This window comes from Marinomonas sp. G8-14, assembly GCF_055808935.1.
The window spans coordinates 3,767,707-3,794,102 of record NZ_CM147891.1; the positions used below are offsets into that span (position 1 = coordinate 3,767,707).

Sequence of the window (26,396 nt, forward strand, 5' to 3'; positions counted from 1 at the left end):
ACACATATAAAAATGCCCAATGTTGCCATTGGGCATTTTTTTAATTTGAATCTTCTAGCCTAAGAACATCGACTCATTTTCGATGATGACTGGATTGTTAATCGCCTAAGCCTAATTAGAGGCTTGTTGATTTGGCATACCAAAGTTGTACTGTACACCGACAGAAGTCACGTTATCTAAATGGTTATCTTCGATGTCTTTTACTAGACGGAAATCGGCACGAAGGTCCACATCACTGTTGATCGCATATTTAACACCACCGCCTGCGTTCACCAGTAGATTAGTTGAATCGCCATCGACATCCGTTATACCCACACCAGCTGCAACATAAGGCGTTAGGTTGACCGTGGTGAAGGCTGGTAGGCTGTATAGGCCATCCACTCGGTATTGGTCTAGATCGTTCTCGCGTCCACGTTTGCTGGCATCGGAGTGAAGATACACGGCTTCTAATGCTAGTGCGCTGTTGGTTTGATAGCCAACGCCGATAGAGTAAGACGTATCATTGCCTGCTTGACGATCACTGTCAGCGTTGTAGTAGCCGATGCTTGGTGTGACTGTGATGCCTTGTTCAGGTTGTGCTGCGTATGCCATTGTTGTAAGGGATGAAGCAATCAGAACACCGCTAAAAAGAGTACGTTTTTTAAAAGATGTAGACATGTTAATTTCTCCTAATGAACATAACGTTTTGTTGTTCGCTATCCAGATTACGCTGATTTTTTCGATTGAAAACCCCTCGGAAAATGCGTAAAAAATGGGACATGAACCGCTACTGCCCAATCATGACGTAAGCTTTACTAAAGTGTGTGTATTCAAGCAATTAGCTGATCAAAAACTACCCTAAAGGGTGTAGGAAATGCGCCGTTTATTACAGTAAGTTTTCACTTTAAAAATGCACAAAAATTATTGTGATCAAAGTAAGTACGCGGTTTTCACAAAGGCTAACGGTTCAAACTTGCTATTCTACAAGAAAGCTTCAAAGCCAGAGCGACAGGCAAAAAAACGCCCGATATAAAATATCGGGCGTTGCCTTAGTCATAGGCTATTTGGGAGACTGAATCAAACGGTTAGGCTTCGCTGGTTGAAATAATAGCGACAACACGACGGTTGATCTGACGGTTTTCTTCGCTATCGTTCTCTACGAAAGGTCTTTCCTCACCATACCCAACGGAATCCACTCGTGACGCTGAAATCTGAAAGGTTTGTGTGAGCACATCGGCAATCGCTTTGGCGCGTTTTTCTGAGATCATCTGGTTGTAGCTTGCTGTCCCAGTGTCATCAGTGTGGCCTTCTATCATAACGGTGCTGCCTGGATTTTCTTTCAGGAAATCAGCGATTTTTGCGATTTCCGGATAATACTTCTGTTCTACATTCGTTTTGTTAATACCAAATTGAATGTTTATTTTACCTGGTGGTTCAGCCACAACATCGGCCTGTTTAGGTGCTTCTTCTACCACAGGGGCTGCCGCAACAGGTTCCTCTTTAACTTGTTCCACGGGTTCCTGAGCAGCTGTTTGTGTCTCAACAATCGGTTCGGGTTCTACTTGTGTGTAAGTCTGTTCAACAGGAGTGTATCCTTGGTTGTCGGAAGATGAATTGGAGGAAGAGCCACCGAATGTCATTTGCACACCAAGTGAGGTGACATTATCCAAATGATGGTCTTCAACGTCGTTGACTAGACGGAAATCCGCACGCAATGACACTGCGTCATTAATCGCGTATTTCAAACCACCACCGGCGTTGACCTGCGTGTTGTTATCCTCGCCATTGCTGAAATCGGCTGTACCCACACCGGCGGCTAAGTAGGGAGTCAGGTTAAGTGAACTTACATTCGGTAAATGATACAAACCATCTAATCGATATTGGTCTACATCTACGTCACCACCGCCAGATTGTTTAGAGTCTGCATTTAGGTAAACAAACTCGACCGCCCATGGGTTATTAAATTGGTAACCTAGACCTAATGAGTAAGTGGTATCGTCTTCAGTATTACGATCATTATCCATATTGTAATGACCAATGCTTGGTGTAACGGTAAAACCTTCCTGTTGCTGTGCAAGCGCCAATGTTGACAGTGAAGACGCTGCAATAATACTGCTGAGAAGCGTGCGTTTTGCGATGTTAAAAGACATATTTTATCTCCTGATAAAGAATGATTTGTTTCTATGTTGCTTGTTCTTTTAATCAGCATAACGCGTTTGTCTCTCGTTTTTCTACAGCGTGAAAAATGGAGGAAGGCCCATTTATCATGGTTCATTAACAATAATGACGACTTACTTCATATGGTATTGCGCAATCCTGACAGAGTGTTGACTCAGAAGGCATTTTCAGCGCTGTTTAGAGGTTAAGTCACTTCTTAAAAGCGTATAAAAGGAGATATTCATTACACGAGATTTTCACATAAAAAATCAAAAATAAGAGGTGTCAGATAGAAATCCATCACCTCAAGCACAGAAAAGTAGCGTTTACTCTCGCATCAATGCTCGGTGAGCACCCACGCCCGCCATGACTCCAGAAGCCGATGCCAATGTGGCATTTTGCATTGGGTTAGACACATCACCGGCGGCAAACACGCCTTCTATCGATGTTTGTTTAAAGGCATCGGTTTTAATAACCAAACCAAGCGGTCCCTCTTCAAATTCACATCCTAATTGCTCGGCAAATGGGCTTGCCATATGCGTCTTGGGTCCAACGAATATTGCTGCTAACCGAATAGTTCGGCCATCAGCAAGATAAACTGAGGAAATTTCCGGCGCTCGCCCTAGTACTTCTAATATGGGGGTGCTTTCAATAGTGACACCGCGTTTTAATAAAAACGCACGTTCCTCATCATTTGGTTCGTATAGGCCCTGAGTAAAGTAAGTGGTGGGTCCCCAATCTGGAATCATACCTGCCTGATGAGCAAACAAAGGACTGGTTGCTAGAACGCCGAGTGCTTGATTACGCACTTCATAACCATGGCAATAAGGGCAGTGAATCACCGTCGCCCCCCAGCGTTCTTTTAAGCCAGGGATATTGGGCAACTCGTCCCTTAAGCCCGTTGCTAATATGAGCTTCTTACAATGAAGTTTAGTGTTGTCTTCAAGCGTGACGTGGAATCCTGGTGCGAGCTTTTCAACAGCAACCGCCTTACCTTTGACAAGGTCTACGGTCGGGTATTTAAGCAGTTGACGGTAGGCTTCTTGTTGAATCGTGAACGGAGATACGCCGTCCAACCCGAAAAAACCATGGGATTCATCTGCGAATCTATTTCTGGGTTCGCCAGCGTCGATTACGGTGACTTTTCTTTGTCCTCTTGCGAGCTGCATGGCGGCAGATAGCCCCGCAAAACTTCCACCAATTACAATAACGTCAAGTTGCATGAGCTGTTCCTTAGTTTAGTTAAACATAATGACATTATGAAACATCATAAGTTACATGAAATACTGAAGTCAACTCACGATACTTTTAATGTTTCATGAAAAACTGAGTTAGAATGCACGCATCGTTATTCGCTATGAGATTACTGATGAGAAAAGACAGCCGTTTATCCCGCATGTTGCACGTACTGATTCACATGGACCAGTTAGATGCACCGGCGACGTCCGAAAAAATTGCCAGCATGCTCAACACCAACCCTGTTGTAGTGCGTCGCACCATGGCGGGTTTGCGAGACAAAGGTTACGTTACCTCGGTCAAAGGCCATGGCGGCGGTTGGTCGTTGGTAGCGCCACTATCAAGCATTACCCTGCTGGATATTCATAACGCGCTTGGTGAAAGTTCCGTGTTTACTATTGGCCTGTCTGATGAACACACGTCGTGTCCAATTGAAATTGCCGTTAATCAAGCTATTAGTGACGTATTAATTGAAGCCGAAGCGTTATTGTTAGAACGCTTTCGAGATGTCACATTAGATGTATTAGCCGTTGGTTTTGCAGATTATTCACTTAATCAACAAGCTTCTAGCGGAGAGTAAAAACGTGGTTCGTTCCCAGCGTTTACTTGCATTAATTGGTTTATTGCGTAGCCATCGATATCCTGTGTCTGGGAAAATATTGGCAGAAAAACTTAATGTGAGCTTACGCACCTTGTATCGAGACATTGCGACACTGCAAGAGCAGGGCGCGAATATTGAAGGCGAAGCGGGTGTGGGGTATGTGCTTAAACCAGGTTTTCTTCTGCCACCATTAATGTTCACCGAGGAAGAAATCGAAGCCTTGGTACTGGGCGCCCGTTGGGTGGCGCAACGTACTGATAGTCAATTAAGCGATGGTGCACAAAACGCCTTGAATAAAATTGCTGCGGTACTACCAGTAGAATTGAAAGACATCCTTGATGATACGACTTTGCTGATTGGCCCGAGCAAAGAGTCGACCACTGATACCGTTGATATGGCCGAAGTTCGCCAAGCTATTCGAGATGAAAAGATTCTTTTTATTGATTATCAAGATTTGCAGGGCAAGCATTCTCAGAGACGCATCTGGCCATTCGCTTTGGGTTATTTTGATGAAGTTCGTGTGTTGGTCGCTTGGTGTGAATTGCGCCAAGATATTCGTAATTTTCGTACTGACCGAATTCTATCGAGTGAGCTAATCAATACTTGCTATGCAACGCCGCGTCATGTATTGCTCAAACGGTGGCGAGCTACCTTACATGCGTCAAAGCCTTCTCAATAAAACCTTCGTTGCTTTCTATCACTGCTGACATGATCTGACACTCGGTTTGTTTATTCTCATTTTATTGGGCCAAAGCCTGATGTGAACGACTAAACTTTTAACGTGAAATATAAACAGCGAATAGGAATGTCAGTATGGAAATTTCAAACTTCACCATCTTATATGTGGATAATGTGCAGCGTAGCGTGGATTTTTATCGTCCTTTATTTGACCGTGAACCTGTGGAATCAACCGCAGACTTTGCTTTGTTTGTCTCGGAAACAGGGGCGAAGTTTGGCTTATGGGCGCGAAAAAGTGTATTGCCAAAAGCCAATGATGTTCCAGCGGGCAGTATGGAGGTGGCATTTACCCTTGATAATCTGATTACTCTGCAAATCCATTACAGCAAATGGCAAGAGTTGGGCATTGACATCATTCAAGAGCCAATTGAATTAGATTTTGGTACGACGTTCACCGCGCTCGATCCTGATGGCCATCGTTTGCGTGTCTATACCTATGAAAAAGACCGGCATGAGAAAGCCTAATGACAAAGAAGATACCTTCATTATTTGATCTATGAAGGTATCTTCTTTAATCGAGAGGAAACTCAAGTGGTATTTTTTCTTGGATTATTAATCAAAATGAAATGATGGGTTAACTGGACGCATATTGATCAAGCAAGGTCACAAGCCTAGACTGCTGATATCAAATAAAGCCAATTCAGCTTTTAGTGAGTTGGCTAATTATTCCAGTTTTAGAGGTGAATGATGATGTTACCCACTTATTTTATTTCCCACGGCGGCGGCCCTTGGCCTTATATGTCAGACATGCGCGCCATGTTTTCGAATCTTGAAGCGTCTTTGGTTAAGATGACGCAAGATTTACCCGAAAGACCCAAAGCGATTTTGATGATTTCTGGTCATTGGGAACGCAAAACCTTTGGTGTTCAGTCTAGCCCAGCTCCAGGAATGGAATACGATTATTACGGCTTTCCCGCTCATACTTATGAGGTGAAATACCAAGCTCCAGGCTCGCCAGACGTCGCCGCTCGTGTGGCTGAACTGATGAAAAGTGCAGGCTTTGCTGTGGATCTGGATGACAAAAAAGGTTTCGACCATGGCGCATTTGCACCCATGGCTGTGATGTATCCTGAAGCGGACATGCCACTGGTTCAGTTGTCACTTAAATCAAATCTAAACCCAGAAGAACACATGGCGTTAGGCCGTGCCTTGGCGCCATTGCGTGAAGAAGGCATATTAATTGTTGGCAGCGGTTTGAGCTTTCATAATCTTGGCTTAAGAGGCCCACAAGCCATCAAGCCTTCGAATGGCTTTGATGCTTGGTTACAAGAAACATTACTGGAATCAGCACCAGCAGAGCGAAGCCGTCGATTGGTCGAGTGGGACAAAGCGCCTTATGCTCGTATTGCTCACCCAAGAGAAGATCATTTGATTCCGCTAATGGTGGCCCTTGGAGCGGCTGAAAATGCCAAGGCAACCTGTGTTTACCACGATGAAGGACTTTTCGGTGGTTGGACCGCGTCTAGCTTTCGGTTTGATTAAGCCTTATTAGGTTTTTTGGTCGTATATTTCTTGGTGGCTCTGGATCGAAAGCCTGATCTAGCGCCAACCTGTTTGATACGACCTTTCATTTCCAACATGGCGATTTTTATCTTTTTGTTCGAAGCCGCCAGCGTCTTTAATTGTTCGATTTCTTTTAGCGCCTCGGCGAACTGCTTTTTGAGCAGCAATATTTCAACCAGCTTCTGCATACTCGTGATGACTTCAGTGGGGTCAGCAGTGACGTCAGAAAGACGCATTTTAAACGCGTTTCTTGCTTCTTCTAACGCCTCATCGGATTGATCAGATTGGGTGGGTTGCGTAAATGTTGCCATGAAAACCTTATAAATAGTGAGTTGAGTCCGCACCGCATTTTACTGGTAAATAATAATGTCTGCATTTTTATTAATGGTATGAATAAAAGGCAAACAGGGTTGTTTTTTTGGTAGGTTATAATTGACGCCTAAAATCGAGTCGCAACACTTGTCGAGGACGGTCTGACACATTGGCTGAAAAAGTGTGGAGGCAGCGTGGATCAAACACAATAATATCGCCAGCGGTGCCAGTCAATGTGACAACCTTTTGTTTGATGCCATACAGCGAATTGTCTTCTTCTATGAATCGTTGAATTCTCTGGTCAGGGGAACCCTCTTCAACCAGCTCTTGGAACCAAGGGTCTTCTTGAATGAGGAGGTCTAAAACCTGATCCATGGGCAATAGGGTGACCTCTTTCGGACTCTCAAACAATCCGCTGTTCACCGATTCAAAGGCGTTTATTAAGGCTTCGTGATTCTGTGTACCGAGTGTTTTGGCAAGACGCTCCGCTCGTCGATGAGAGCCAGATACGACCGTTGTTGGCCCCATATCGACAGTGACATTGTCAAGAAATACAAAAACAAATAGGCTCCACGGCTCGGCATCTCCCACTACAGCAGGTTCATCGCAGTGCCAAGATTTATGAGGCACATTCCAAGCCGACTCTGAGCTTGGAAAACTCAATAAAGAATACCAAAGATCCAACGGGCGCCAAGTGTGAGTGCCGAATACCTGATCAATAGACGATTGTATCGCTCTTTCTATCTCGTCTAATTTCCCCGAGGCTTTGAGCCTCTCGCATTATCGACCCCATGCCGTTTAGCCGTTTTGCACCAGCGTCTCCGACAGGGTTGTGAGCATTGGAAAACCATGTACTAGGTTCGTCGATATTAATGCTAAATTTGTGTTTCACTTCTTGCCAAAGGTAGCTTTGTGCATCAAGAATTTTTTCAATATCGATGACACTGGAAAGCTTAAGGACACCCTTGTTTCGGAAGTCTTCACGGTTAGAAAATGTCATCGAGTTGGTTTCCCGTTCAGCGTTAGAGTCTTAGTGATTTTTTATCTATGGCCAATAATACCATTGGGGCTCTCGAGTAAGAAGGGCTTTCGCTCTTTTATTTGGGACAAACGCCATAGGTCTCTTAGTGGTGGAAAGTTAAACAGATTCACCTGTTTCACCAGCAGCGACGACTTCTGTTTCTGCTATTGAGTCAGCTAACCATGCTTGCATGTCTGGGTGCGCGAGCATGGTTGTGTAGTAGGCACTGGCTGCGTCTGACAGCTGGGTGCCGTAGGTCGAAAAACGAAAGACAACAGGAGCAAAGAAAACGTCAGCCAAACTAAAAGTACCGAATAAGTAGTCGCCATCTTTAGCGTGTTTGGTGCGTAAATTGGACCAGATAGTCTCTAGGGTTGAGACTTCTTGTTTTGCCTTGTCACTGAGTTCTACTCGACGTTTTGCTCGACAATTCATTGGCATTTCGTTACGAATAGCAAACAGTCCAGAGTGCATGTCGGCCACAATAGAACGAGCCACGGCGCGGTTGTTTTTGTCCGCAGGCCAGCCTTTTCCATCCAAATAGTTTTCATTGATGTATTCGCAAATGGCGAGTGAATCCCACACGCTCAAATCGCCATCCACTAAAACGGGCACTTTTCCAACGGGAGAGTATTTGGCAAGTTCAAGATGAAATTCATCACTAAACAGGCTGAGTTTTATTTCTTCAAACGGAATGTTGAAGGCTTTTAACGCCAACCAACCTCGTAAAGACCAAGATGAGTAATTTTTATTGCCAATGATGAGCTGCATTTTATTCCTTTCTTTCCAGTGACTAACGAATGGTGTTTGATATTGCCTGAGTTCATGCCAATTTAAATTTGAATGTTAGTCCATTAGCTTTTGTAAAATAGTATGTCCCTCTGACCAAGAGCCTAAGCCGCTCGCGCTATTGATATGACCTGCTTCACCTATATTCACAATATCGCTACCCCAAATAGACGCACACTCTTCGGAGTATTTTATGTTGCTGTAGGGGTCATTGATGCTAGCAACCACAATGGATTTGAACGGTAGAGGCTTCATTGGTGGCTCTTTAAATCCAATAGCTTGAGATGGGAAAATAGGAGCGTTCGGATCTGGTACTGCGACTAGCATAGCTGCGTTGATCCTTAGGTGCGTTTTTGCGGCCCAATGGGCAACGAGTAACCCCCCTAAACTATGCGCCACCAATATGGTATCTGGTCCTGAAGATCGAACGCTTTCTTCTAGTGAAGCGCACCACTCTGAACAGTCTGGATGATCCCAGTTAAGCTGGTTAACTCTAGTGTAATTTTTATTTAGTTTTTCCCAGTGGCTTTGCCAGTGATCTACATCTGAATTTCCAATGCCCGGAAGAATAAGTACTTTCATATTAGTAAACCTCCTTTTCAATGAAAAGTATTGTTACAGCTTGTTTTTGTAACGACTAACGAATAATTTTGATGTTTCCTATTCCAAACTTTGATAGAAGATTTATTTATGGACATTGATGCACTCCGTAGCTTTATCGCTTTTGTTGATACGGGCAGTTTTACCCGTGCAGCAAAGCAGACGTTTCGTACGCAAAGTGCGATCAGTATGCAGATGAAAAAGCTGGAAGAAGAAACGGGGCATGTGTTGTTTGTGAAGGAAGGTCGTAATCTAGGATTGACGGAACAAGGGCAGCAGTTGGTGAGTTATGCCAGAAGACTTGTTTCTTTGCATGATGAAGCGTTAGGGCATTTTTCTACTCATCTTCGACATCCACCTTTGACCATTGGTTGTCCTGACGATTATGCCGAATCGATATTGCCTTCCATCGTAGCATTGGTGCGTGAAACCTTACCTCATCAGAGTATTCGAATCGTTTGTGATTGCAGTACCCAACTGCGCTTGATGCTAGATCAAGGCAAAATAGATGTCGCCATTTTGACCCGTTCGCCTGATGCTGAAGAAGGCTATCTTCTAAAGCACGATTCTGGTGTGTGGGTGAAAGGAGAAAATCTTCAAACGGATGAGCTAATAGAAAAGCAAAATCCCTTGTGTTTGGTGTTGTACGAACCCGACTGTAAGTTTCACAGCACGGCCATTGATGGGCTAGAGAAACAGGGGCGAGAATATCGATTGATGTGCAGTAGTTCCAGTGCAACGGCGATTAAAGGTTTGCTACGCAAAGGTCAAGGTATCAGTGCGATGGCGCGATCCAGTGTTTCCTATGGTCTCAGTATTATTGAAGATTCTACTCTTCCCGCGTTACCCACTGTCGATATCGTGCTCGCTGTTGCGCCTATTCCTCATCCTATGTTTGCTTCTCATTTGGCAGCCGACATTAGTCAGCGCTTCTTCCAGCAAAATCATTAGGTGTTATGTTTAGCTCAGTGCCACATTTTGATAAGTTATTATGCATTGCGATAAAACAAAAAAGCGAAAACTCCATGATAAATGGCATTGGGGCTTTCGCTTTTTTAATAAGACGGTAAGCGAAAATTATAGAATTTCAGCAACGTCATCAAACGCAAGGCGAGGGCCTCGTGGGTGGAAACCTTCTGGCTTGCCGTAACCTAGGTTAATGATGAAGTTGGTTTTGTATTCGCCATCAGCAAAGAATGCTTCATCAACAGCAATTGGATTAAAACCGCTCATTGCACCAACACTTAGACCTAATGCACGAGCTGCCATCATAACGTAAGCGCCTTGCAAGCTGCTGTTACGGAATGCGGTAGCGTCGGTTAAAGCTTGGTTGCTTTCAAACATAGGTTTCGCATCGTACGCTTTGAATTGCGTTGGCAAGTGATTGTAGAACTTAGTGTCAAACGCGACGATCAGAGTTAATGGCGCGTTACGCGTTTTTTCGACGTTACCTGGAGCCAAAGCTGGTAAGAGTTTTTCTTTGCTTGCTGCGCTGCTCAAGAAAACAAAGCGTGCTGGCTGTGTGTTCATTGAAGTTGGTACCCATTTGAAGACATCGTACAGTGCTTTAATTGTGTCTTCGCTTACCGGTGTATCTAAGAATTCGTTGTAGCTTCGTGCTTCTAAAAACAATTGATCTAATGCATTTTTGTCCAGTGATGTCATGGTAAAACCTCTGCCGTATGTGATTGATAGCAATGCTTGACGAACTAAGTTACGTCATTATCCTACTTTCATTTAAAGATTATACCGCCGCTAAGATGATTCATTTATAGTCTAATTAGAACATGATTATTTCAATAATCGATCTAATGAAAGCGTTTTGATGATTCGACAAGAATTTAATAAGCAGATGAAAATCAACGTTTTGTGTTCTAGTCCAATAAATACTTCAATTTTTTACATAACTTTTCTCATTTATGACAGAGTAAATGGAAAAAGTTGTCTATGGTTATGTAGTCACCATGCATCTACGGAGAGAACCCGCATGAACAGAAAAGATGACCGCATACAGCATTTGGTTAGTCTGCTTGAAAACTTAGAAAAAGTATCGCTTCAAGATATTGCCCAAATACCACCTTCACAGCAGCATATACTGGTGGAAAAAATCGAAAGCTTGCAGGATGAGCTGAAAGCCTTGATGGCAGATGATCAACCCATGACGCATTGATACCTTGTTTAGCCTACCTTATTGATTATTCTAAATCCTATTAGCTTCTTGTTTTTTTACCAAGCAAAAAAAGACCGGCCTAGGCCGGTCAAAGGTTCAGAGTGCTGTGGACAATAACGAAAAGATCTTATTCCCAAGAACGAAGTAGGTCGTCGTAAGAGACAGTGACGCCTTGTGGTTTTTCGTTAGCCAATTTTGGTTTTGGAGAACCAGGTTGCGCTAACCAGTAAGCTTCGTCACGTGGTTGGTTCATTTTTGGTCCGCATATTGGTTGTACGTTAGCGCGTTCCAAACGTTCCATTACCTTGTCTTGTGCTTCCGCTAGGCCGTTAAGTGCTTCTTGTGGTGTCGCTTCCCCGCTTGCGGCTTGGGAAATGTACTGCCACCAAAGTTGCGCTAGCTTAGGATAATCTGGCACGTTAATCCCAGTTGGTGACCATTGTTTACGGGCTGGTCCTTTGTAGAACTCAACCAAGCCACCCAATTTAGGCGCGGCAGCGGCCATTTCTGGAGAGTTGATATCCGACTCACGAATCGGCGTTAGACCGACCAAGGTTTTCTTCAAAGAAACGGTTTTTGCGGTGGTGAACTGAGCGTACAACCACGCGGCTAGACGACGGTCTTCTGGTGTTGAGTTCATGAAGGTCCAAGCGCCCACATCTTGATAACCTTTCTTCATGCCTTCTTCCCAGTATGGTCCCACTGGAGAAGGAGCCATGCGCCATTTTGGCGTGCCATCTTCATTCACAACAGGAAGGCCTGGCGATGTCATGTCAGCGGTAAACGCGGTATACCAGAAGATTTGCTGAGCGACACCACCTTGCGCTGGCACTGGGCCAGATTCAGAGAAGGTCATACCTTGTGCTTCAGGTGGCGCGTACTTACGTAACCATTCAACGTATTTGGTCGTCGCATATACGGCAGCTGGGCCGTTGGTTGCGCCACCACGAGAAACACTGGATCCAACTGGAGAGCAGGCGTCTTTGATACGAATGCCCCACTCATCTACAGGTAAACCGTTTGGTGTGCCTTTGTCGCCAGCACCTGCCATAGAGAACCAAGCATCGGTAAAGCGCCAGCCTAGAGAAGGATCTTTTTTACCGTAATCCATGTGGCCATAAACACGTGTACCATCGATATTTTGTACTTTATCGGTGAAGAACTCGGCAATATCTTCATAAGCGGACCAGTTAACAGGCACACCTAGCTCATAGCCGTAAATGGATTTGAATTTTTCTTTCAAATCTGGACGCGCAAACCAGTCAGCACGGAACCAATAAAGGTTAGCAAACTGTTGGGTTGGTAATTGGTAAAGCTTGCCATCTGGCCCTGTAGTGAAATCCAAACCGATAAAATCGGCAAGATCTAAGGTGGGTGATGTAAACTCTTTGCCATCGCCGGTCATCATGTCGGAAATAGGCACCACTTTACCGTAGCGGAAGTGTGTACCGATCAGGTCAGAATCGTTCACATAGGCATCGTAAATGTTACGGCCAGACTGCATTTGCGTTTGCAGTTTCTCAACGACGTCACCTTCTTGGATCAAGTCATGGTTGACTTTAATCCCCGTGATTTCTTGGAAGGCTTTGGCTAACACTTGTGACTCGTATTTGTGAGTCGTTAAGGTTTCAGACGCCACGTTGATTTCCATACCACGAAACTTTTTCGCAGCATCGGTAAACCATTGTAATTCGTCTAACTGTTGTTGCTTACTCAGCGTCGAAACTGTGAATTCCGTGTCTACCCATTTCTTGGCAGCGTCAGAATACGCGTCGGCCCATAAGCTAGCCGAGTGCATCATGACAGCAAAGGGTAAGGCGGCGAGTGCAATTTTTTTCTTATTGTAGTGCATAATTTACCTCAACAAAGTTTAGTTTTTCTATGTGGCTTCCATGCCAGATAATCCATCGTTCCTATTGATTAGGGACGCTGACTAGCCCCAGCGCATTAGAATCACCATCCAGAATGCGCACAGGACGGTTGCCACCGCGATGTTCACATCCGTTAGTGCAACGAATGCAAGGTGGATAAAGGCACTGCTTAGCAGGCCAATGAACAAACGGTCACCACGTGTCGTGGCCAGAGGCAAAAAGCCACGGCGTTCTACACAAGGTGAGATAATTTGCCATGTGGTCATGCCGACCAAGATCACAGCAATGCCGATAAAAAACAGGGCGGTCGGTAATGTCCAAGACATCCAAGCCATAATAATTCTCCTTACACTCGACCAAGGGCAAAGCCCTTCGCCACATGGTTACGAACGAAGTAAATGACCAGCATCCCCGGCAGAATAGTCAGTACACCTGCGGCGGCGAGCAACCCCCAATCCATGCCCGACGCCGAGACGGTTCGTGTCATGATGGCCGCGATAGGCTTGGCATCGACCGACGTCAACGTTCGTGCTAGCAGTAGCTCTACCCAAGAGAACATGAAGCAGAAGAAGGCCGTTACACCGATGCCTGAGCGAATCAAAGGAATGAAGATGCGCACGAAAAATTTTGGAAAGGAGTAGCCATCGATGTACGCCGTTTCGTCTATTTCACGAGGCACACCACTCATAAAGCCTTCTAGAATCCATACCGCTAATGGCACGTTGAACAAACAGTGCGCTAAGGCCACAGCAATATGGGTATCGAACAGACCGACTGAGGAATACAGTTGAAAAAAGGGTAATAGGAATACCGCTGGTGGTGCCATTCGGTTGGACAACAACCAGAAGAACATGTGCTTGTCACCAATGAACTTATAGCGACTAAACGCATAAGCGGCAGGTAGAGCCACTAATAAGCTAATCACCATGTTCATGGATACGTAGAATATGGAGTTGACGTAACCCATGTACCATGTTGGATCACCAAAGATCTTGGCGTAGTTATCTAGGGTGAAATTCTCAGGGAAAAAGGACAACCCGCTGAGAATCTCGGTATTGGTTTTGAACGACATGTTTACAAGCCAATAGATTGGCAGTAACAGCAACACAATGTACAGCGCTAGGCCAAAGCGACCACGTAGATTCGCGTTGCGGATTTTGCGTTCCGCGTGGCTATACACGGGGGCTTGTTCTTTGGTGACTTTATAAGCGTGTTCTATGGGTTTTGTTGACGATTGAGTCATGATCCGCTCCTACTTGTCTTTTTGCATGTTCATGATGGTGGTGTAGAACACCCAGCACACGAGCAAGATGATTAAGAAGTACACCAGAGAGAACGCGGCCGCAGGACCAAGGTCAAACTGGCCGATGGCTTGTTGTACTAACGACTGACTCAAGAAAGTCGTGGAGCTGCCTGGGCCGCCCCCTGTAAGCACAAAGGGTTCGGTATAAATCATGAAAGAGTCCATAAAGCGCAACAACACACCAATAATCAGCACGTTAGTGAGTTTAGGTAGTTGGATATAGCGGAATACAGCCCAGCGAGAGGCTTGGTCGATACGTGCCGCTTGGTAATACACCTCAGGAATGGCTCGCAAACCGGAGTAACATAACAGCGCGATCAAGGGAGTCCAGTGCCAGACATCCATTAATACCACGGTTAACCAAGCGTCGGTTGGGTCAGAGGCGTAGTTGTAATCGACACCGATACTACTCATAAATGCCCCAAATAACCCGATGTCGGCACGACCAAATATTTGCCAAATCGTACCGACTACGTTCCATGGAATCAGCAGGGGAATCGCAACCAAGATCAAAGCCAATGACGCACCGCGACCCTTGGTTGGCATCATTAATGCCACGCAAATACCCAACGGCACTTCAATGGCCAAAATGGTGAAAGAGTAAAGGAATTGGCGTAGTAAGGCTTCGTGCAAGCGGCTGTCCAGCATCACTTGTTTGAACCATTCTGTGCCAACAAAGTAACGTGTATAGGGGTCAAAAATATCCTGTACCGAATAATTCACCACTGTCATTAAGGGGATGATGGCCGAGAAGGCAACAATCAGGAAAACGGGCAGAACAAGGAACCATGCCTTGTTGTTTTCGACTTTAATTTGCATGCTGGATCTCCTTTGTCTTGTCGTGATCGACAGCAGAATCGGTTAAGTCAACCAAGTAATCGTCGACATAGACCTTGGTCCACTGTTCAGGAAAACTCACATAAATTTGCCCAGAAGGAACTTTCTGATCTTCACTGAGGCGGGCTTTCATCACTTGCCCATGAAACAAGAAAGACAAAATCTTGTAAGTACCTAGGTCTTCTACGTAGTCCACATCAACATGAAACGCATCGCTGTTTTTACCGTCCCAGACGTGGACAAATTCTGGGCGAATGCCCAAAGTGACTTTATTGGCTCCCATGGCTTTTAAGCGTGTCAGCATGGCATCGCTGACGGAGATTTCATGGTCGCCAAACATGAGTGCTTCTTTCCCGCCTTGATTTTTCAGTTCAGCGTCAAAAAAGTTCATGCCAGGGCTACCAATAAAGTAGCCAACGAAAGTGTGCGCTGGATTTTCGAATAACTCTCTAGGTGTGCCGAACTGGACGATTTGCCCGTTGTACATGACGGCAATTTTGTCGGCGAAGGTCGAGGCTTCTAATTGATCGTGGGTCACATACACCATGGTGATGTTAAATTGCTCATGGATTTGTTTGAGCTTACGACGTAATTTCCATTTCAACTGAGGGTCGATAACGGTGAGGGGTTCATCAAACAAAATCGCCGATACATCGTCACGTACTAAGCCGCGACCCATAGAGACTTTTTGTTTCTGATCCGCCGACAAGCCTTTGGCTTTGCGTTTTAGCTGGTCCGACAGTTCGAGAATTTCAGCCACTTCATAGACTTTTGATTTCACCTTGTATTCCGGCACGCCAATATTCCGCAGCGGAAAAGCTAAGTTATCAAACACCGTCATGGTGTCGTATACCACAGGGAACTGAAACACTTGTGCAATGTTACGTTCTTCCGGTTTTAGCTCATTGACGCGCTTGCCATCGAACAAGACCTCACCATTAGACGGTTTTAGCAGGCCAGAAATAATATTCAGCAGGGTGGATTTTCCGCAACCGGACGGACCCAATAGAGCAAAGGCACCGCCTTGTTCCCAAACGTGAGTCATTTCACGAATCGCGTAGTCTTCTGGTTTGGTTGGATTCTCTGTGTAGGTATGCGCTAAGGCATTTAGGGTAATAGAAGCCATGATTATTGATCCCTCATGCGAGCGGGGGAATGCACCATCTTGCCTTGGGCATCGAAGGCGTAAAGCTTGTGCGTTGGGAAGTAGACTTTAATTTCTTGATCCACTTGGTAGGCATGAACCCCAGATAGATGCAGTACCAAATCAAAATGCGGATTATGGACGTGCAAGAAGGTTTCCGAGCCACTAATTTCTGCCAGATCAACGCGAACGGGCAATTCCAAATCATCGTCTGAATGAGGGACGAGACCAATGTGTGAGGCACGTACACCAAACTGATATTCACCCGGTGTAAGACGACGCAAATCGCTGTTTAAACGGAAATGTACCGTATCGTCGAAGGTGACTTCTTCTTCGCTGACGCGACCAGGAACCACATTGATGGGTGGTTCAGAGAACATTTCTGCGGTAATGATGTCTTTTGGCTGATGATAAACCTCAGCGGTTGGTCCCATTTGCAGCAAACGACCTTCGTTTAAGACGGCGGTGTTGCCACCTAACGCCAATGCTTCATTCGGCTCTGTGGTGGCATATACCGCGATGCAATTACGTGCTTTGAACAAGGCGCGTAATTCTTGACGAAGCTCTTCCCGGAGCTTGTAATCAAGGTTAACTAATGGCTCATCGAAGAGGATAATTTGTGAATCTTTGACTAAGGCTCTCGCCATGGCGGTGCGTTGTTGTTGACCGCCAGAGAGTTGTAATGGAAGGCGATCAAGAAAAGGATCGATGCGCAACATCGCCGCGGTTTCACGTACACGGCGGTCGACTTCTTTTTCATCCATTTTTGCCAAACGCAAAGGTGAAGCGATGTTTTCGTACACGGTGAGGTTGGGGTAGTTGATGAACTGTTGGTACACCATGGAGATGTTACGTTCGCGCACTGGCACACCAGTGACGTCCACCCCATTCATGAGGATTTTCCCTTTGGTTGGACGGTCAAGACCGGCCATAAGGCGCATCAGCGTGGTTTTACCGGACAGCGTGCGTCCAAGTAGAACGTTGAAAGAGCCGGGTTCGAGAGACAGGTTTACCTGATCGATCCACGTCTCACCTTCAACAACGCGCGATACATTCTGCAGCGTCAGAGACATTGTGAGTACCTTTTTGTTGTTATTGTTTTTTTAAGTGCGATCGTCTTGTTGATCATTAAAAGCTCAAAAGCGAACGCACCTTGATGGATAAGTACATTACAAAAGCTGTGCCAAAAATAATTTTCCTGCATTAATTTTGTTTAAATTATTGATAAATATGATTTTTATTATATTTCCGTATTGCTTTTGGTAGTTTTCGCTTTTGAAAAAGGACTGTTCACGAGTGTTCAAAGTGTTTACAGTCTGCTCATTACAATGAACATTTCATGCACAGTTTTGATGTTTACACCGCTGTGTTGGAGTTGGAAATGCAAGATGAAAAAGAACAAAAACAACCACAAACTGCGACCATATCCACAGACATTGCGTTCACTGCGGAGGCGGGGCTGACACAGACTCACAAAGAGAGAATTCAAGCGTCTTGGTATCGTTGTGAACAGTTCGGTTTGGATCATGGTAGTCGACCAGATTTTGCGACTCTGCCAAAAGGCACCCTAAGTGACCTAATAGACCAGCATCGTAGTTTGCTAGAAACGACAGAAAACGAAGTGCTGCCGTACTATGAAAATATTCTGAGTAATTCGGCTTGCATGATTGTCTTGGCAGACCGTCAAGGTCATGTGCTGAACACATGGGGGCAGCCGCGTTTTGGTAGTGCTGCGCAACATGGTTTGGTGGGTGGCAATCAATGGAGTGAAATGGGCGCCGGGACCAATGCCATCGGTACTGCCTTGATCACGGGTGAAGCGATTCAAGTGGGTCGTGATGAACACTTTTTGCGTGCCAATCGTTTTATGGTTGGTTCAGCGTCGCCTATTTACAACACCAAAAACGATTTAGTCGGAGTGTTGGATATTTCTTCCGACGCCTATTTACCCCAAGATCATACTTTTGGCATGGTCAAACTCATGTCTTTGAGTGTGGAAAATCGTCTGATATTTTCGGCCTTTCAGCAAGAACATTTTATTCTCAGCTTTAATACCAATGTGGTCAGTTTGGACAGTCATTGGTCCGGTATTTTGGTGCTTGACGAAAACGGCACCATTGTGTCGGCAAATCGTCGCGCGGAGGTGGTGTTGGCACGAGACTTAGCCTTGTTGAACATCAATCAAGTGTTTGATATTGAAATGCGTGAAATCAAACATCATCCCTATAGTTTGCCGATGAAACTGATTGCCATGGGGCGTTATCAGTTTTATGTCAAAGTGATTCCGCCAGTACAGCAAATTATGCGTGTACCAGACTTTCGTCAGCGTGCTGATTACGTTGCCCCGCCTCAATCAGAAGCCATTGTTATGAATAAAGAAAATTCGTCACCGGAGAAGGTGAAGGATACGGAGAAACCGTCATCAATCGCTATCCCAGATAACGTTATTCCAATGGCTGAATTGCAACATGGAGATGAGCGAGTAGAGCGTTTGGTGCGTCAAGCTCATAAAATTATGGAAAAAGACATTCCAATTTTAATCCATGGGGAAACCGGGGCGGGGAAGGAGATATTCGTACGCAGTTTGCATTATCACAGCTCTCGTGCCAAAGAGATGCTGGTGGCGGTAAATTGTGCGGCCATTCCGGCTGAGTTGGTAGAGTCTGAACTTTTTGGTTATGAAAAAGGCGCTTTTACTGGCGCACAAAATCGAGGCTCAATCGGTTTGATTCGTCGTGCACATCGAGGCACGTTATTTTTGGACGAAATCGGTGAAATGCCGATGGCGGTGCAGTCGCGTTTATTGCGTGTTTTACAAGAAAGAGTGGTGACGCCATTAGGCTCAACGGAAGCCTTTCCTGTTGATATTAAACTCATTTCAGCCACTAATCGCACCTTAAAAGATGAAGTAAAAGAAGGCCGTTTCCGCCAAGATTTATACTATCGAATCTCAGGTTTGAATATCGAATTACCGGCATTACGTGAACGTACCGACAAGGCTGAATTGATTCGTTATTTACATGAACGTCTACGCAAAGAAGAGCCTGGCCCTGCTTTATCGTCAGATATGCTTGAGTTATTGGTCAGACATCCTTGGCGGGGGAACATGCGTCAACTTGCTCATGTACTGAAAGTTGGCATGGCCATGGCGGATGAAGAAATGCTGGAAGAATGGCACTTGCCTGATGATTTCTTTGATGATCTGGATGCTTCCGCATCATTTGATCTAACAGCGCCTGCATCGACAGAACAAGATGAGCCCTTAGAAAGACTGATTCCTCGCCTGTTAAGCGAGTTTAAAGGCAATGTTTCACAAACCGCAAAAACGGCTGGTGTCAGCCGTAATACGGTGTATAAATACGCAAAAGGGAAAGGAAATGATGTATAGACATGCAAGGTAATCCCGATTTTACCCTCTTGGTTAAAATGGGTACTAGTGTTCTATCGAGCCACTTTTGCGACCGCTTCAATTTCAATTAAGGTCTCTGGTGTTGCCAAAGAGGCGACACCAATCCCTGTTAATGCTGGCCGTGATGTGCCTAATGTACTGGCGATAATAGGGACGATGTCTTCCAAATGGTCAGCAACCTCACCGCGAACATAGACACGTAACTGTAAGATATTCTCTACCGAAGAATTTGCCTCTTTTAGTACCGTGATTAAATGTTTTGCCGCATTGGCGGTTTGCGTTTTCATGTCGTGATTATGAGTGTGAAAACCGGTGTCCCAATCGACTTGCCCTGAAATAAAAATCAACCCAGTGTCGGTATCAATTGTTGCTTGTGACATGCCAGTCGCCGTGCCGTCATACAAAGATGATGGGTTAATGCGTTTAATGGACATAATGACCTCTACATAGTGTTTAAAGTGACGATAGAGTAGAGGTGAATGACGTGGTTGACGATAAAGCTAAGCTTGTTACTCATACAAGCTGATGCTTCTTTAATGAGTAAATTTCTTCTGGACGCTATCCAGTAACCAGTTAATTAATAGGTCATGTTTTGCGCTTGGGTGATAGGCCGCAACGACTTGATAACCCGGTGGGTATTTTTCTAGTGGAAGCTCAAATAGTCCGTCGTACGGTAATAGTCTCGAAGGAATAAATCCCACCATGTTTGAATGTTTTAAGGTTTCTTTCGCCATATGAAAGGATGGGGCGGATACGGCAACCTGACGTGGAAATCCTTGTTGTTCAAACCAAGTGTCTGCAGAGCCTATAAAGCTGCCCACACCAGGCGAAGTGATGACAAAATCATGTTTGGTTAATTGTTGTAGTGATAGGTCATGAGTACGTTCAATGGTTTTATTCGCTGTCACGCATAAGTACTTTTCTATAAATAATGGCGTGGAAATCAACCCTTCGGGAACATAGGCACTGGTGGTAAAAACAATGTCTATTGAGCCTTGATGGATTTTTTTGGTTAGGTTCGCGTGTTCGATATTGGTAACGATCACTTTTATTTTAGGGGCGTACTGCCTAAGCTCTTTAATTAGCTCGGTGACGATGACTTCTTGGGTGTAGTCTGTTGCACAGATGACCAGTGTTCTTTCTACTTCCTGTGGTAAAAATGCATTTGCCAGAGGGATGTTATTTATGTGGGTTAATATTTTCTCGATGTGTTGTTCAATGTCTTTGGCGTAGGGTGTTGGAATCATTCCGTGGCCTGTTCTAACAAAGAGTTGATCACCAAGAATGGTTCTTATCTTTTTAAGTTGAAGACTGATTGCCTGTTGAGAAACGCTTAAATGTTCTGCTGCCGCCGAAATGTTGCCGAGCTGATAGAGAGCGCTTAATGTTCTTAGATGATTAATTTCAAGCTTATTTATCATGCTTATCTCGTTGGCTATTAACGACCTAAATAGGTAGAAAGTTAGTATTAATAGTCGTTAATTGGTGGTTTTCAATGTTCTTTCTATTTAAAACACTTTGGAGTGAATGATATGTTGCGTCAATGTTTCTTAGGACTTGTTAGTGTTTTTTTATTGGCTTCGTGCAGCCTTCATTCTATTCAAGATACAAGTTCTCAGCAGGCTACGATCAGTATGCCTTTGTTACACGGTTGGCATGAGGGCAAAGAAGTTCGCTACATTACGACAGATGTATCTGATCAGGCTGTGGCAAAAGCCAAAAATGCCAATTATGTGCCTCGGTTGCGTGATGCTGTGCCGAATTACCCAAAACCACCCCAAGTGAAAACTGTGCTAGAACGTGTGTATGCGTTTCCGAATCAAGAGCAAGCGCGGAGCGTGTTTGCTTCTGTCCCCGAACCATTAGGCTATGAAAGTCAAAATACCCATTACTCGCCGCTGTGGTTGATGTACGTCGTAGCGTGGAAAGACCCAAGCAAGGCAACAGAGCTAAGGTCTGAAGAAGCTATTCTTACGGCTGAAGACCAGGGCTTGGTTACTATAGAACGGACCAATATCGTGCTCAATTGTCCGGTCATTCCATTTTCTCTTGCTGATTCGCGCCCGACAAAATAACGCCCTGTTGAGGGCGTTCTTACTTCTCATTACCCATCCTATTTTTGAGTGAAAATATTCAATCAAGAGTCGTATTTATTCTTAATCATGAGCAAAATTCAATTCTATGAAATTAAATTCATTTTTGTTCATGTTTATAGTTGCGTATAACAGTACTCAAAGAATAGTTAGGCCGATCGCCAACAAGCAAAAAACGGGCAAGTGAGAATAAGGAATGGATCTCCATTTCACTTCAGAAAATAGGATACCAGATCACCATGAACAACGATTTTACCTTTACCATTAAGAGCATTTGCTTCGATGAAAGCTACCGCCCTTCAGACAATACTCGCATCACAACCAACTTTGCGAATCTGGCTAGAGGAGCGAGACGACAACAGAATTTACGTGACGCATTAAGGATGATTAACAATCGTTTTAATGCCTTGGCGCATTGGGATAACGCAAAGGGAGACCGCTATTCTGTTGAGCTTGAAATCATCTCAGTTGATGTCGATATTGAAGGGAAGGGCCAGACCTTTCCAACCATTGAAATGTTAAAGACGAATATTGTTGATCACCACACTGAGCAGCGTATCGATGGAATTGTAGGAAACAATTTCTCTTCTTATGTGCGTGATTATGACTTCAGCGTATTACTACCAAACCATAACAAAAACCAAACGCAATTTAGTATTCCTGACAACTTTGGTGATCTACATGGAAAGCTCTTTAAAAGTTTTGTGAAGTCAGACAGCTTCAAAGAAAACTTTACCAAGCCGCCAGTTATCTGTCTGAGTGTTTCAGACAACAAAACTTATCAGCGAACAGGAAATCAGCATCCTGTATTGGGCGTTGAATATGAGCCAAGTGGCCCCTCTTTGACCGAACATTATTTTCAGAAGATGAGCTTACAGGTTCGCTATTTTATGCCTGCCAACAGTGCAGCGCCGTTGGCGTTTTATTTTGTGGGTGACTTGCTGAACGATTACAGCAATCTTGAGTTGATTGGCACCATCAGTACGATGGAAACCTTCCAGAAAATCTACCGGCCAGAAATCTACAATGCTAACGCGGTCGCTGGAAAGTGCTATCAACCCAACTTAAACAACCTCGATCACTCTCTAACGCAAATTGTTTATGACCGTGAAGAACGTAGTCAATTGGCGAGTGAGCAAGGCAAATTTGCTGAACAGCACTTTATAAAACCTCACCAAAGGCTACTTGAGCAGTGGGCTGCGAATTACGCATAAACGCTAGAATCCATGACGACTTGGTCAATATTACATTTAATAGACGGTATTTTTATTATGACAACAGCGACGAATAACACACTTCTACCAACATCAACGGCAGGTAGCTTGCCTAAACCCACATGGCTTGCAGAGCCAGAAACCCTTTGGTCGCCTTGGAAATTAGAAGGTGACCAATTGCTGGACGGCAAACAGGATGCGTTGCGCATCTCGCTGCAAGAGCAACAGCAGGCGGGTATTGATATTGTCAGTGACGGTGAACAAACGCGCCAACACTTTGTGACCACCTTTATTGAGCACCTCAGCGGTGTGGATTTTGAGAATCGTCAGACGGTGAGAATTCGTGATCGTTATGATGCGAGCGTCCCGACGGTTGTTGGCCCTGTCAGTCGCATCAAGCCAGTGTTTGTTGAAGATGCTAAGTTTCTACGTCAGCAAACCAAGCAACCGATTAAATGGGCGCTGCCAGGGCCGATGACTATGATTGATACGCTTTATGATGATCATTATAAAAGCCGCGAAAAGCTCGCGTGGGAATTTGCCAAGATTCTCAATCAAGAAGCCAAAGAGTTAGAAGCCGCTGGTGTGGATATCATCCAGTTTGATGAAGCCCGCGTTTAATGTGTTTTTTGATGAGGTGAATGATTGGGGCATCGCGTGTTTAGAACGCGCCATCGAAGGCCTTAAATGCGAAACCGCAGTACATATTTGTTATGGCTACGGCATCAAAGCCAATACGGATTGGAAAAAGACGTTGGGGTCTGAATGGCGACAATATGAAGAAGCCTTTCCTAAGCTGCAACAATCTAATATCGATATCATCTCCCTTGAATGTCATAACTCTCACGTGCCAATGGAATTGCTCGAACTGATTCGCGGTAAAAAAGTCATGGTCGGCGCCATCGACGTGGCAAACCATGCCATTGAGACACCAGAAGAAGTCGCCAATACTCTGCGCAAAGCATTACAGTTTGTCGATGCTGACAAGCTTTATCCTTGTACTAACTGTGGCATGGCTCCATTGCCGCGTGAGGTGGCAAGAGGCAAGCTAAATGCCTTAACAGCGGGTGCAGAAATCGTCCGAAAAGAGCCTCTCTTTGTAGTATTGATTTGTCTTAATCTATAAAAAAATCCCGCTTCGAGTTCATATATCGAAACGGGACTTTTTTATGTGCTGCTTCAGGTAGTAATAAATAGAATCTGGTGAATCTAAATATTCGACACAACTTTTAGCATATCCAGAAACGCATCCACAGATTCTACTGCCGCTGATTCATGCATAGTGTGATAGCCAATGGTGGGGATCTGAATGGTTGTGCCATCCACCAAACCATTAGATGCGGCGATAATACGCCCAAGTTCCGTACTGCCTAGAGAGCTTGGCGGCAATCCTTGCTCAGCCCGTTTGGCGTTTTCGTTTTCCACGTAACGGTTTTTGTACAAATAACTGATGTTGTTTTTGACACACAGTTCTTCGAGTAATTTGGTGCTGTCTTGGTTAAAGGTCGCGTTGGCGTCTTTTTCCCTCAACACGAGAAGCTGTTCATTGGCGGCTTCTACGTTGGGAAACGGGCTAGTATCTACCACAAATAAACGGTTGGTTGAGCCACCAAAACGGCGGAACCACTCAAGCAAATACCGCCAGCTTTTTCCGGCTTCTTCTTGTGCCGTAAAAAAGGCCGTACCTTTAAAGCCATGATCAAAAAGATGCACCAAAGCCGCGGCTGAAATCACGTTATCGAGCTGACCTTCTAAACGATGATCGACAATATGCAGTTGGTCTTTAAAGGCGATTGGCGTACCGGCAACTACCCCCTCTAAACCCTCAGTTTCAAAAATTAAGTTATTACGAAATTCACAAACATAAGAGCTTTTAATGGTGCCTTTACCACGGTAGACGCCAGACCAAGGTTCGTACGCATAGATTTCTTCGTGGTTGAAGCGCTCTGTGACCTTGGTCATCAACTCTTCAGACACCGAGTTATTCAGCAAATCCGTACGGTTTGCCGACACAAATGCCGCGTATTGGAATTCATTCGGACCCGTACACACCAACCCATGACGATCAATGTGCGCTGAAAACATGGTGCTAAATGGGTCACTGCCTTGGGCGACCAGTAAACCTTCATACCAAGTAACTTTTGCGCCTCGCTCTTCTAGCTCACGTTGTAATACACGAAAAAATGAATGCTCTGCACCCACTACACTGGGGGCGCGAATTAGCAGTTTCAGTACATCAATAAAATCATCACTAGGCATGCAAATAGGTTCCAATAAAAAGGGGGAAATCGGAATCTTGTTTATAAACGTTAATGTGTGATTTACATAACGTTTTTTTATTTATTTTGATGAAGTTATAGACTTTGGTGGGCAGCCGTAAAAACGATTAAAAGCCGCGCTGAAATTGGAGGGGTGTTCGTAACCTACAGCATAGGCTGTTTGAGCTACCTGATGGCCTGATGTGAGCAATTCCCATGCTTTGTGCATTCTGGCTTCTAATAACAATTTATACGGGCTGGTATTATAAATGGCACGAAACCCCAGTTTTAGTTTGCTTTCACTAATCCCAATTTTTTGACAGACAAAAGCAATACTCAAAGGTTGGCTCATGTGATGAATCATGAACAACCGAGCCTGCGCGATTTTATGTTCATCCCCAAGGTTAATGTCTAGATTTTGACGCTCTTTTCCTGTGTTTGTTTGAAGTCGTTCAAGCTGTTCGCTAAGTAAGTTGAGTACCAGAATATTTTTTTCTAAAGGTCGTTCGGTATGCTTGGATAATGCTATTTGCATCAGTCTATTAATATAGTGTTGGGTATTTTTAGACGTTTTTATATGCTGATGTTGGCGAGGCAAAGGGATTTTATCCGCTTGAAATTCGAAAGGGATTTGATAGCGCTTAAAGGCACTGCCGTCCACTAATATTCTTAATTGGCTAGTGGTTTTATGCGCGGCGTACAGACGTTTTCCAGAGCTGTTACCAAAGGTGGTGATGGTGGTGTAATTAGGCTCAAAAATGAAATCTTCTGTATTGTTCTGCTTTGTCTGATAACGAGAATGCCCTTCTAAACCATAAGTAAGGCTAAGCGTTGATGAGTCTTTTTCTATGGTGCTTTCTTCAATTAAATCTTGCGTTGGTGTATAGCGTGAATACGCGATCGATAGTCCAGGCTCTATAACAAATCTGTCTATATAACATTCTCCTAGCTGAGAGGAAATGGCTTGTCTCTGCCAGCCAGATTGAAGGTCAGTGACTTCTGTTAATGCATTTTTATTCACTAGAAAGGCCATGGTGTTTCCCGTTCTTTATGTGATTTGGACGTAATGAATATGAATTTGAACGAAATGAATAAGTAATTAAATGATAATCAATCTCAACTAATATTATCATCTTTCTTTATAGCGTAAAGGATTAATTA

General features: G+C 44.5%; 28 protein-coding genes and 1 pseudogene. 10 read left to right on the forward strand and 19 right to left on the reverse strand.

Features of this window, described 5'->3' with window-relative positions; all coding sequences use genetic code 11:
* Positions 1-111 precede the first annotated feature (111 nt).
* From AC0L6V_RS19165 to AC0L6V_RS19175, 3 genes are all read right to left on the reverse strand, one after another.
* Positions 112-657: a porin family protein gene (locus AC0L6V_RS19165; RefSeq protein ID WP_409418932.1), complete on the reverse strand. Its 546-nt coding sequence runs from the start codon at positions 655-657 to the stop codon at positions 112-114.
* 407 nt (positions 658-1,064) lie between these two features.
* On the reverse strand, positions 1,065-2,129 hold the full coding sequence (locus tag AC0L6V_RS19170) for an OmpA family protein (RefSeq protein WP_265219946.1): 1,065 nt from the start codon (positions 2,127-2,129) through the stop codon (positions 1,065-1,067).
* Between the two features lie 333 nt (positions 2,130-2,462).
* Positions 2,463-3,359 (reverse strand): NAD(P)/FAD-dependent oxidoreductase, encoded by an 897-nt coding sequence (locus AC0L6V_RS19175; protein WP_265219947.1) that lies wholly within the window; start codon positions 3,357-3,359, stop codon positions 2,463-2,465.
* 146 nt (positions 3,360-3,505) lie between these two features.
* Between AC0L6V_RS19175 and AC0L6V_RS19180 the strand changes: the two genes are divergently transcribed.
* The 4 genes from AC0L6V_RS19180 to AC0L6V_RS19195 all read left to right on the forward strand — a co-directional run bounded on the left by AC0L6V_RS19180 (position 3,506) and on the right by AC0L6V_RS19195 (position 6,193).
* Positions 3,506-3,952 (forward strand): Rrf2 family transcriptional regulator, encoded by a 447-nt coding sequence (locus AC0L6V_RS19180; RefSeq protein ID WP_265219948.1) that lies wholly within the window; start codon positions 3,506-3,508, stop codon positions 3,950-3,952.
* A 4-nt stretch (positions 3,953-3,956) separates the two neighbouring features.
* Positions 3,957-4,652 carry a helix-turn-helix transcriptional regulator gene (locus AC0L6V_RS19185; RefSeq protein ID WP_265219950.1) on the forward strand — a complete coding sequence of 232 codons (696 nt, stop codon included), beginning with the start codon at positions 3,957-3,959 and terminating at the stop codon, positions 4,650-4,652.
* Positions 4,653-4,786: 134 nt separating this feature from the next.
* Complete coding sequence (locus AC0L6V_RS19190) at positions 4,787-5,176, forward strand: VOC family protein (RefSeq protein WP_265219951.1); 390 nt, start codon at positions 4,787-4,789, stop codon at positions 5,174-5,176.
* 225 nt (positions 5,177-5,401) lie between these two features.
* Positions 5,402-6,193 (forward strand): DODA-type extradiol aromatic ring-opening family dioxygenase, encoded by a 792-nt coding sequence (locus AC0L6V_RS19195; RefSeq protein ID WP_265219952.1) that lies wholly within the window; start codon positions 5,402-5,404, stop codon positions 6,191-6,193.
* Here the strand turns inward: AC0L6V_RS19195 and AC0L6V_RS19200 are convergent.
* The 5 genes from AC0L6V_RS19200 to AC0L6V_RS19220 form a co-directional block, all read right to left on the reverse strand.
* Positions 6,190-6,525 (reverse strand): hypothetical protein, encoded by a 336-nt coding sequence (locus tag AC0L6V_RS19200; protein WP_265219953.1) that lies wholly within the window; start codon positions 6,523-6,525, stop codon positions 6,190-6,192. The genes AC0L6V_RS19195 and AC0L6V_RS19200 overlap by 4 nt on opposite strands.
* A gap of 115 nt (positions 6,526-6,640) precedes the next feature.
* Positions 6,641-7,270 carry a phytanoyl-CoA dioxygenase family protein gene (locus AC0L6V_RS19205; RefSeq protein WP_346433251.1) on the reverse strand — a complete coding sequence of 210 codons (630 nt, stop codon included), beginning with the start codon at positions 7,268-7,270 and terminating at the stop codon, positions 6,641-6,643.
* Positions 7,242-7,526, reverse strand: a complete 285-nt coding sequence (locus AC0L6V_RS19210; protein ID WP_418138513.1) for a hypothetical protein — start codon at positions 7,524-7,526, stop codon at positions 7,242-7,244. Before AC0L6V_RS19210 ends, AC0L6V_RS19205 begins: the two co-directional genes overlap by 29 nt.
* A gap of 138 nt (positions 7,527-7,664) precedes the next feature.
* The gene (locus AC0L6V_RS19215; protein ID WP_265219957.1) at positions 7,665-8,318 is read right to left on the reverse strand and encodes a glutathione S-transferase family protein; all 654 of its coding nucleotides are present in this window, start codon (positions 8,316-8,318) and stop codon (positions 7,665-7,667) included.
* A 75-nt stretch (positions 8,319-8,393) separates the two neighbouring features.
* Entirely contained in the window at positions 8,394-8,918 is a 525-nt protein-coding gene (locus AC0L6V_RS19220; RefSeq protein ID WP_409418934.1) for an RBBP9/YdeN family alpha/beta hydrolase, read from the reverse strand.
* 108 nt (positions 8,919-9,026) lie between these two features.
* Here AC0L6V_RS19220 and AC0L6V_RS19225 point away from each other — a divergent pair, with 108 nt between their 5' ends.
* On the forward strand, positions 9,027-9,887 hold the full coding sequence (locus AC0L6V_RS19225) for a LysR family transcriptional regulator (protein ID WP_265219958.1): 861 nt from the start codon (positions 9,027-9,029) through the stop codon (positions 9,885-9,887).
* Positions 9,888-10,013: 126 nt separating this feature from the next.
* Here the strand turns inward: AC0L6V_RS19225 and AC0L6V_RS19230 are convergent, their stop codons facing one another.
* The gene (locus AC0L6V_RS19230; RefSeq protein ID WP_418138514.1) at positions 10,014-10,601 is read right to left on the reverse strand and encodes a malonic semialdehyde reductase; all 588 of its coding nucleotides are present in this window, start codon (positions 10,599-10,601) and stop codon (positions 10,014-10,016) included.
* A 322-nt stretch (positions 10,602-10,923) separates the two neighbouring features.
* On the opposite strand from AC0L6V_RS19230, the gene AC0L6V_RS19235 reads away from it, so the two are divergent.
* Positions 10,924-11,106 carry a hypothetical protein gene (locus tag AC0L6V_RS19235; protein ID WP_111607408.1) on the forward strand — a complete coding sequence of 61 codons (183 nt, stop codon included), beginning with the start codon at positions 10,924-10,926 and terminating at the stop codon, positions 11,104-11,106.
* 127 nt (positions 11,107-11,233) lie between these two features.
* Here AC0L6V_RS19235 and AC0L6V_RS19240 read toward each other — a convergent pair whose 3' ends face one another.
* The 6 genes from AC0L6V_RS19240 to AC0L6V_RS19265 form a co-directional block, all read right to left on the reverse strand.
* Positions 11,234-12,958 (reverse strand): ABC transporter substrate-binding protein, encoded by a 1,725-nt coding sequence (locus AC0L6V_RS19240; RefSeq protein ID WP_265219961.1) that lies wholly within the window; start codon positions 12,956-12,958, stop codon positions 11,234-11,236.
* An 81-nt stretch (positions 12,959-13,039) separates the two neighbouring features.
* A complete protein-coding gene (locus tag AC0L6V_RS19245) occupies positions 13,040-13,312 on the reverse strand; it encodes a DUF2160 domain-containing protein (protein WP_111607406.1) in 273 nt (90 codons plus the stop codon).
* A gap of 11 nt (positions 13,313-13,323) precedes the next feature.
* Complete coding sequence (locus AC0L6V_RS19250; protein ID WP_409418936.1) at positions 13,324-14,220, reverse strand: carbohydrate ABC transporter permease; 897 nt, start codon at positions 14,218-14,220, stop codon at positions 13,324-13,326.
* A gap of 9 nt (positions 14,221-14,229) precedes the next feature.
* Positions 14,230-15,099, reverse strand: coding sequence for a carbohydrate ABC transporter permease (locus tag AC0L6V_RS19255; RefSeq protein WP_111607405.1), 870 nt, complete (start codon positions 15,097-15,099; stop codon positions 14,230-14,232).
* Entirely contained in the window at positions 15,089-16,243 is a 1,155-nt protein-coding gene (locus AC0L6V_RS19260; RefSeq protein ID WP_265219964.1) for an ABC transporter ATP-binding protein, read from the reverse strand. The genes AC0L6V_RS19255 and AC0L6V_RS19260 overlap by 11 nt, the downstream gene beginning before the upstream one ends.
* Positions 16,244-16,245: 2 nt before the next feature.
* Complete coding sequence (locus AC0L6V_RS19265) at positions 16,246-17,334, reverse strand: ABC transporter ATP-binding protein (protein ID WP_111607403.1); 1,089 nt, start codon at positions 17,332-17,334, stop codon at positions 16,246-16,248.
* A 266-nt stretch (positions 17,335-17,600) separates the two neighbouring features.
* Between AC0L6V_RS19265 and AC0L6V_RS19270 the strand changes: the two genes are divergently transcribed.
* Positions 17,601-19,649, forward strand: a complete 2,049-nt coding sequence (locus AC0L6V_RS19270; RefSeq protein WP_418138515.1) for a sigma-54-dependent Fis family transcriptional regulator — start codon at positions 17,601-17,603, stop codon at positions 19,647-19,649.
* A 53-nt stretch (positions 19,650-19,702) separates the two neighbouring features.
* Here AC0L6V_RS19270 and AC0L6V_RS19275 read toward each other — a convergent pair whose 3' ends face one another.
* Both AC0L6V_RS19275 and AC0L6V_RS19280 read right to left on the reverse strand, forming a co-directional pair.
* Positions 19,703-20,104: a RidA family protein gene (locus tag AC0L6V_RS19275; RefSeq protein ID WP_265219967.1), complete on the reverse strand. Its 402-nt coding sequence runs from the start codon at positions 20,102-20,104 to the stop codon at positions 19,703-19,705.
* A 99-nt stretch (positions 20,105-20,203) separates the two neighbouring features.
* Positions 20,204-21,091, reverse strand: coding sequence for a LysR family transcriptional regulator (locus tag AC0L6V_RS19280; protein WP_265219968.1), 888 nt, complete (start codon positions 21,089-21,091; stop codon positions 20,204-20,206).
* 111 nt (positions 21,092-21,202) lie between these two features.
* Here AC0L6V_RS19280 and AC0L6V_RS19285 point away from each other — a divergent pair, with 111 nt between their 5' ends.
* From AC0L6V_RS19285 to AC0L6V_RS19295, 3 genes and pseudogenes are all read left to right on the forward strand, one after another.
* On the forward strand, positions 21,203-21,745 hold the full coding sequence (locus tag AC0L6V_RS19285) for a DUF7482 domain-containing protein (protein WP_265219969.1): 543 nt from the start codon (positions 21,203-21,205) through the stop codon (positions 21,743-21,745).
* Positions 21,746-22,002: 257 nt separating this feature from the next.
* Positions 22,003-22,977, forward strand: coding sequence for a DUF1852 domain-containing protein (locus AC0L6V_RS19290; protein WP_265219970.1), 975 nt, complete (start codon positions 22,003-22,005; stop codon positions 22,975-22,977).
* A 57-nt stretch (positions 22,978-23,034) separates the two neighbouring features.
* Positions 23,035-24,103, forward strand: a pseudogene (locus tag AC0L6V_RS19295) (methionine synthase).
* An 83-nt stretch (positions 24,104-24,186) separates the two neighbouring features.
* Here the strand turns inward: AC0L6V_RS19295 and AC0L6V_RS19300 are convergent.
* Positions 24,187-25,236 carry a zinc-binding metallopeptidase family protein gene (locus AC0L6V_RS19300; protein WP_265219971.1) on the reverse strand — a complete coding sequence of 350 codons (1,050 nt, stop codon included), beginning with the start codon at positions 25,234-25,236 and terminating at the stop codon, positions 24,187-24,189.
* Positions 25,237-25,317: 81 nt separating this feature from the next.
* On the reverse strand, positions 25,318-26,268 hold the full coding sequence (locus tag AC0L6V_RS19305) for a helix-turn-helix transcriptional regulator (RefSeq protein WP_265219972.1): 951 nt from the start codon (positions 26,266-26,268) through the stop codon (positions 25,318-25,320).
* Positions 26,269-26,396 lie beyond the last annotated feature (128 nt).

Bases quoted from the DNA above. Each gene is read 5' to 3' on its own strand.
- AC0L6V_RS19165 (WP_409418932.1), bottom strand. From the start codon at position 657: ATGTCTACATCTTTTAAAAAACGTACTCTTTTTAGCGGTGTTCTGATT.
- AC0L6V_RS19170 (WP_265219946.1), bottom strand. From the start codon at position 2,129: ATGTCTTTTAACATCGCAAAACGCACGCTTCTCAGCAGTATTATTGCA.
- AC0L6V_RS19175 (WP_265219947.1), bottom strand. From the start codon at position 3,359: ATGCAACTTGACGTTATTGTAATTGGTGGAAGTTTTGCGGGGCTATCT.
- AC0L6V_RS19180 (WP_265219948.1), top strand. From the start codon at position 3,506: ATGAGAAAAGACAGCCGTTTATCCCGCATGTTGCACGTACTGATTCAC.
- AC0L6V_RS19190 (WP_265219951.1), top strand. From the start codon at position 4,787: ATGGAAATTTCAAACTTCACCATCTTATATGTGGATAATGTGCAGCGT.
- AC0L6V_RS19195 (WP_265219952.1), top strand. From the start codon at position 5,402: ATGTTACCCACTTATTTTATTTCCCACGGCGGCGGCCCTTGGCCTTAT.
- AC0L6V_RS19200 (WP_265219953.1), bottom strand. From the start codon at position 6,525: ATGGCAACATTTACGCAACCCACCCAATCTGATCAATCCGATGAGGCG.
- AC0L6V_RS19210 (WP_418138513.1), bottom strand. From the start codon at position 7,526: ATGACATTTTCTAACCGTGAAGACTTCCGAAACAAGGGTGTCCTTAAG.
- AC0L6V_RS19215 (WP_265219957.1), bottom strand. From the start codon at position 8,318: ATGCAGCTCATCATTGGCAATAAAAATTACTCATCTTGGTCTTTACGA.
- AC0L6V_RS19220 (WP_409418934.1), bottom strand. From the start codon at position 8,918: ATGAAAGTACTTATTCTTCCGGGCATTGGAAATTCAGATGTAGATCAC.
- AC0L6V_RS19225 (WP_265219958.1), top strand. From the start codon at position 9,027: ATGGACATTGATGCACTCCGTAGCTTTATCGCTTTTGTTGATACGGGC.
- AC0L6V_RS19230 (WP_418138514.1), bottom strand. From the start codon at position 10,601: ATGACATCACTGGACAAAAATGCATTAGATCAATTGTTTTTAGAAGCA.
- AC0L6V_RS19235 (WP_111607408.1), top strand. From the start codon at position 10,924: ATGAACAGAAAAGATGACCGCATACAGCATTTGGTTAGTCTGCTTGAA.
- AC0L6V_RS19240 (WP_265219961.1), bottom strand. From the start codon at position 12,958: ATGCACTACAATAAGAAAAAAATTGCACTCGCCGCCTTACCCTTTGCT.
- AC0L6V_RS19245 (WP_111607406.1), bottom strand. From the start codon at position 13,312: ATGGCTTGGATGTCTTGGACATTACCGACCGCCCTGTTTTTTATCGGC.
- AC0L6V_RS19250 (WP_409418936.1), bottom strand. From the start codon at position 14,220: ATGACTCAATCGTCAACAAAACCCATAGAACACGCTTATAAAGTCACC.
- AC0L6V_RS19255 (WP_111607405.1), bottom strand. From the start codon at position 15,099: ATGCAAATTAAAGTCGAAAACAACAAGGCATGGTTCCTTGTTCTGCCC.
- AC0L6V_RS19260 (WP_265219964.1), bottom strand. From the start codon at position 16,243: ATGGCTTCTATTACCCTAAATGCCTTAGCGCATACCTACACAGAGAAT.
- AC0L6V_RS19265 (WP_111607403.1), bottom strand. From the start codon at position 17,334: ATGTCTCTGACGCTGCAGAATGTATCGCGCGTTGTTGAAGGTGAGACG.
- AC0L6V_RS19270 (WP_418138515.1), top strand. From the start codon at position 17,601: ATGCACAGTTTTGATGTTTACACCGCTGTGTTGGAGTTGGAAATGCAA.
- AC0L6V_RS19275 (WP_265219967.1), bottom strand. From the start codon at position 20,104: ATGTCCATTAAACGCATTAACCCATCATCTTTGTATGACGGCACGGCG.
- AC0L6V_RS19280 (WP_265219968.1), bottom strand. From the start codon at position 21,091: ATGATAAATAAGCTTGAAATTAATCATCTAAGAACATTAAGCGCTCTC.
- AC0L6V_RS19285 (WP_265219969.1), top strand. From the start codon at position 21,203: ATGTTGCGTCAATGTTTCTTAGGACTTGTTAGTGTTTTTTTATTGGCT.
- AC0L6V_RS19290 (WP_265219970.1), top strand. From the start codon at position 22,003: ATGAACAACGATTTTACCTTTACCATTAAGAGCATTTGCTTCGATGAA.
- AC0L6V_RS19300 (WP_265219971.1), bottom strand. From the start codon at position 25,236: ATGCCTAGTGATGATTTTATTGATGTACTGAAACTGCTAATTCGCGCC.
- AC0L6V_RS19305 (WP_265219972.1), bottom strand. From the start codon at position 26,268: ATGGCCTTTCTAGTGAATAAAAATGCATTAACAGAAGTCACTGACCTT.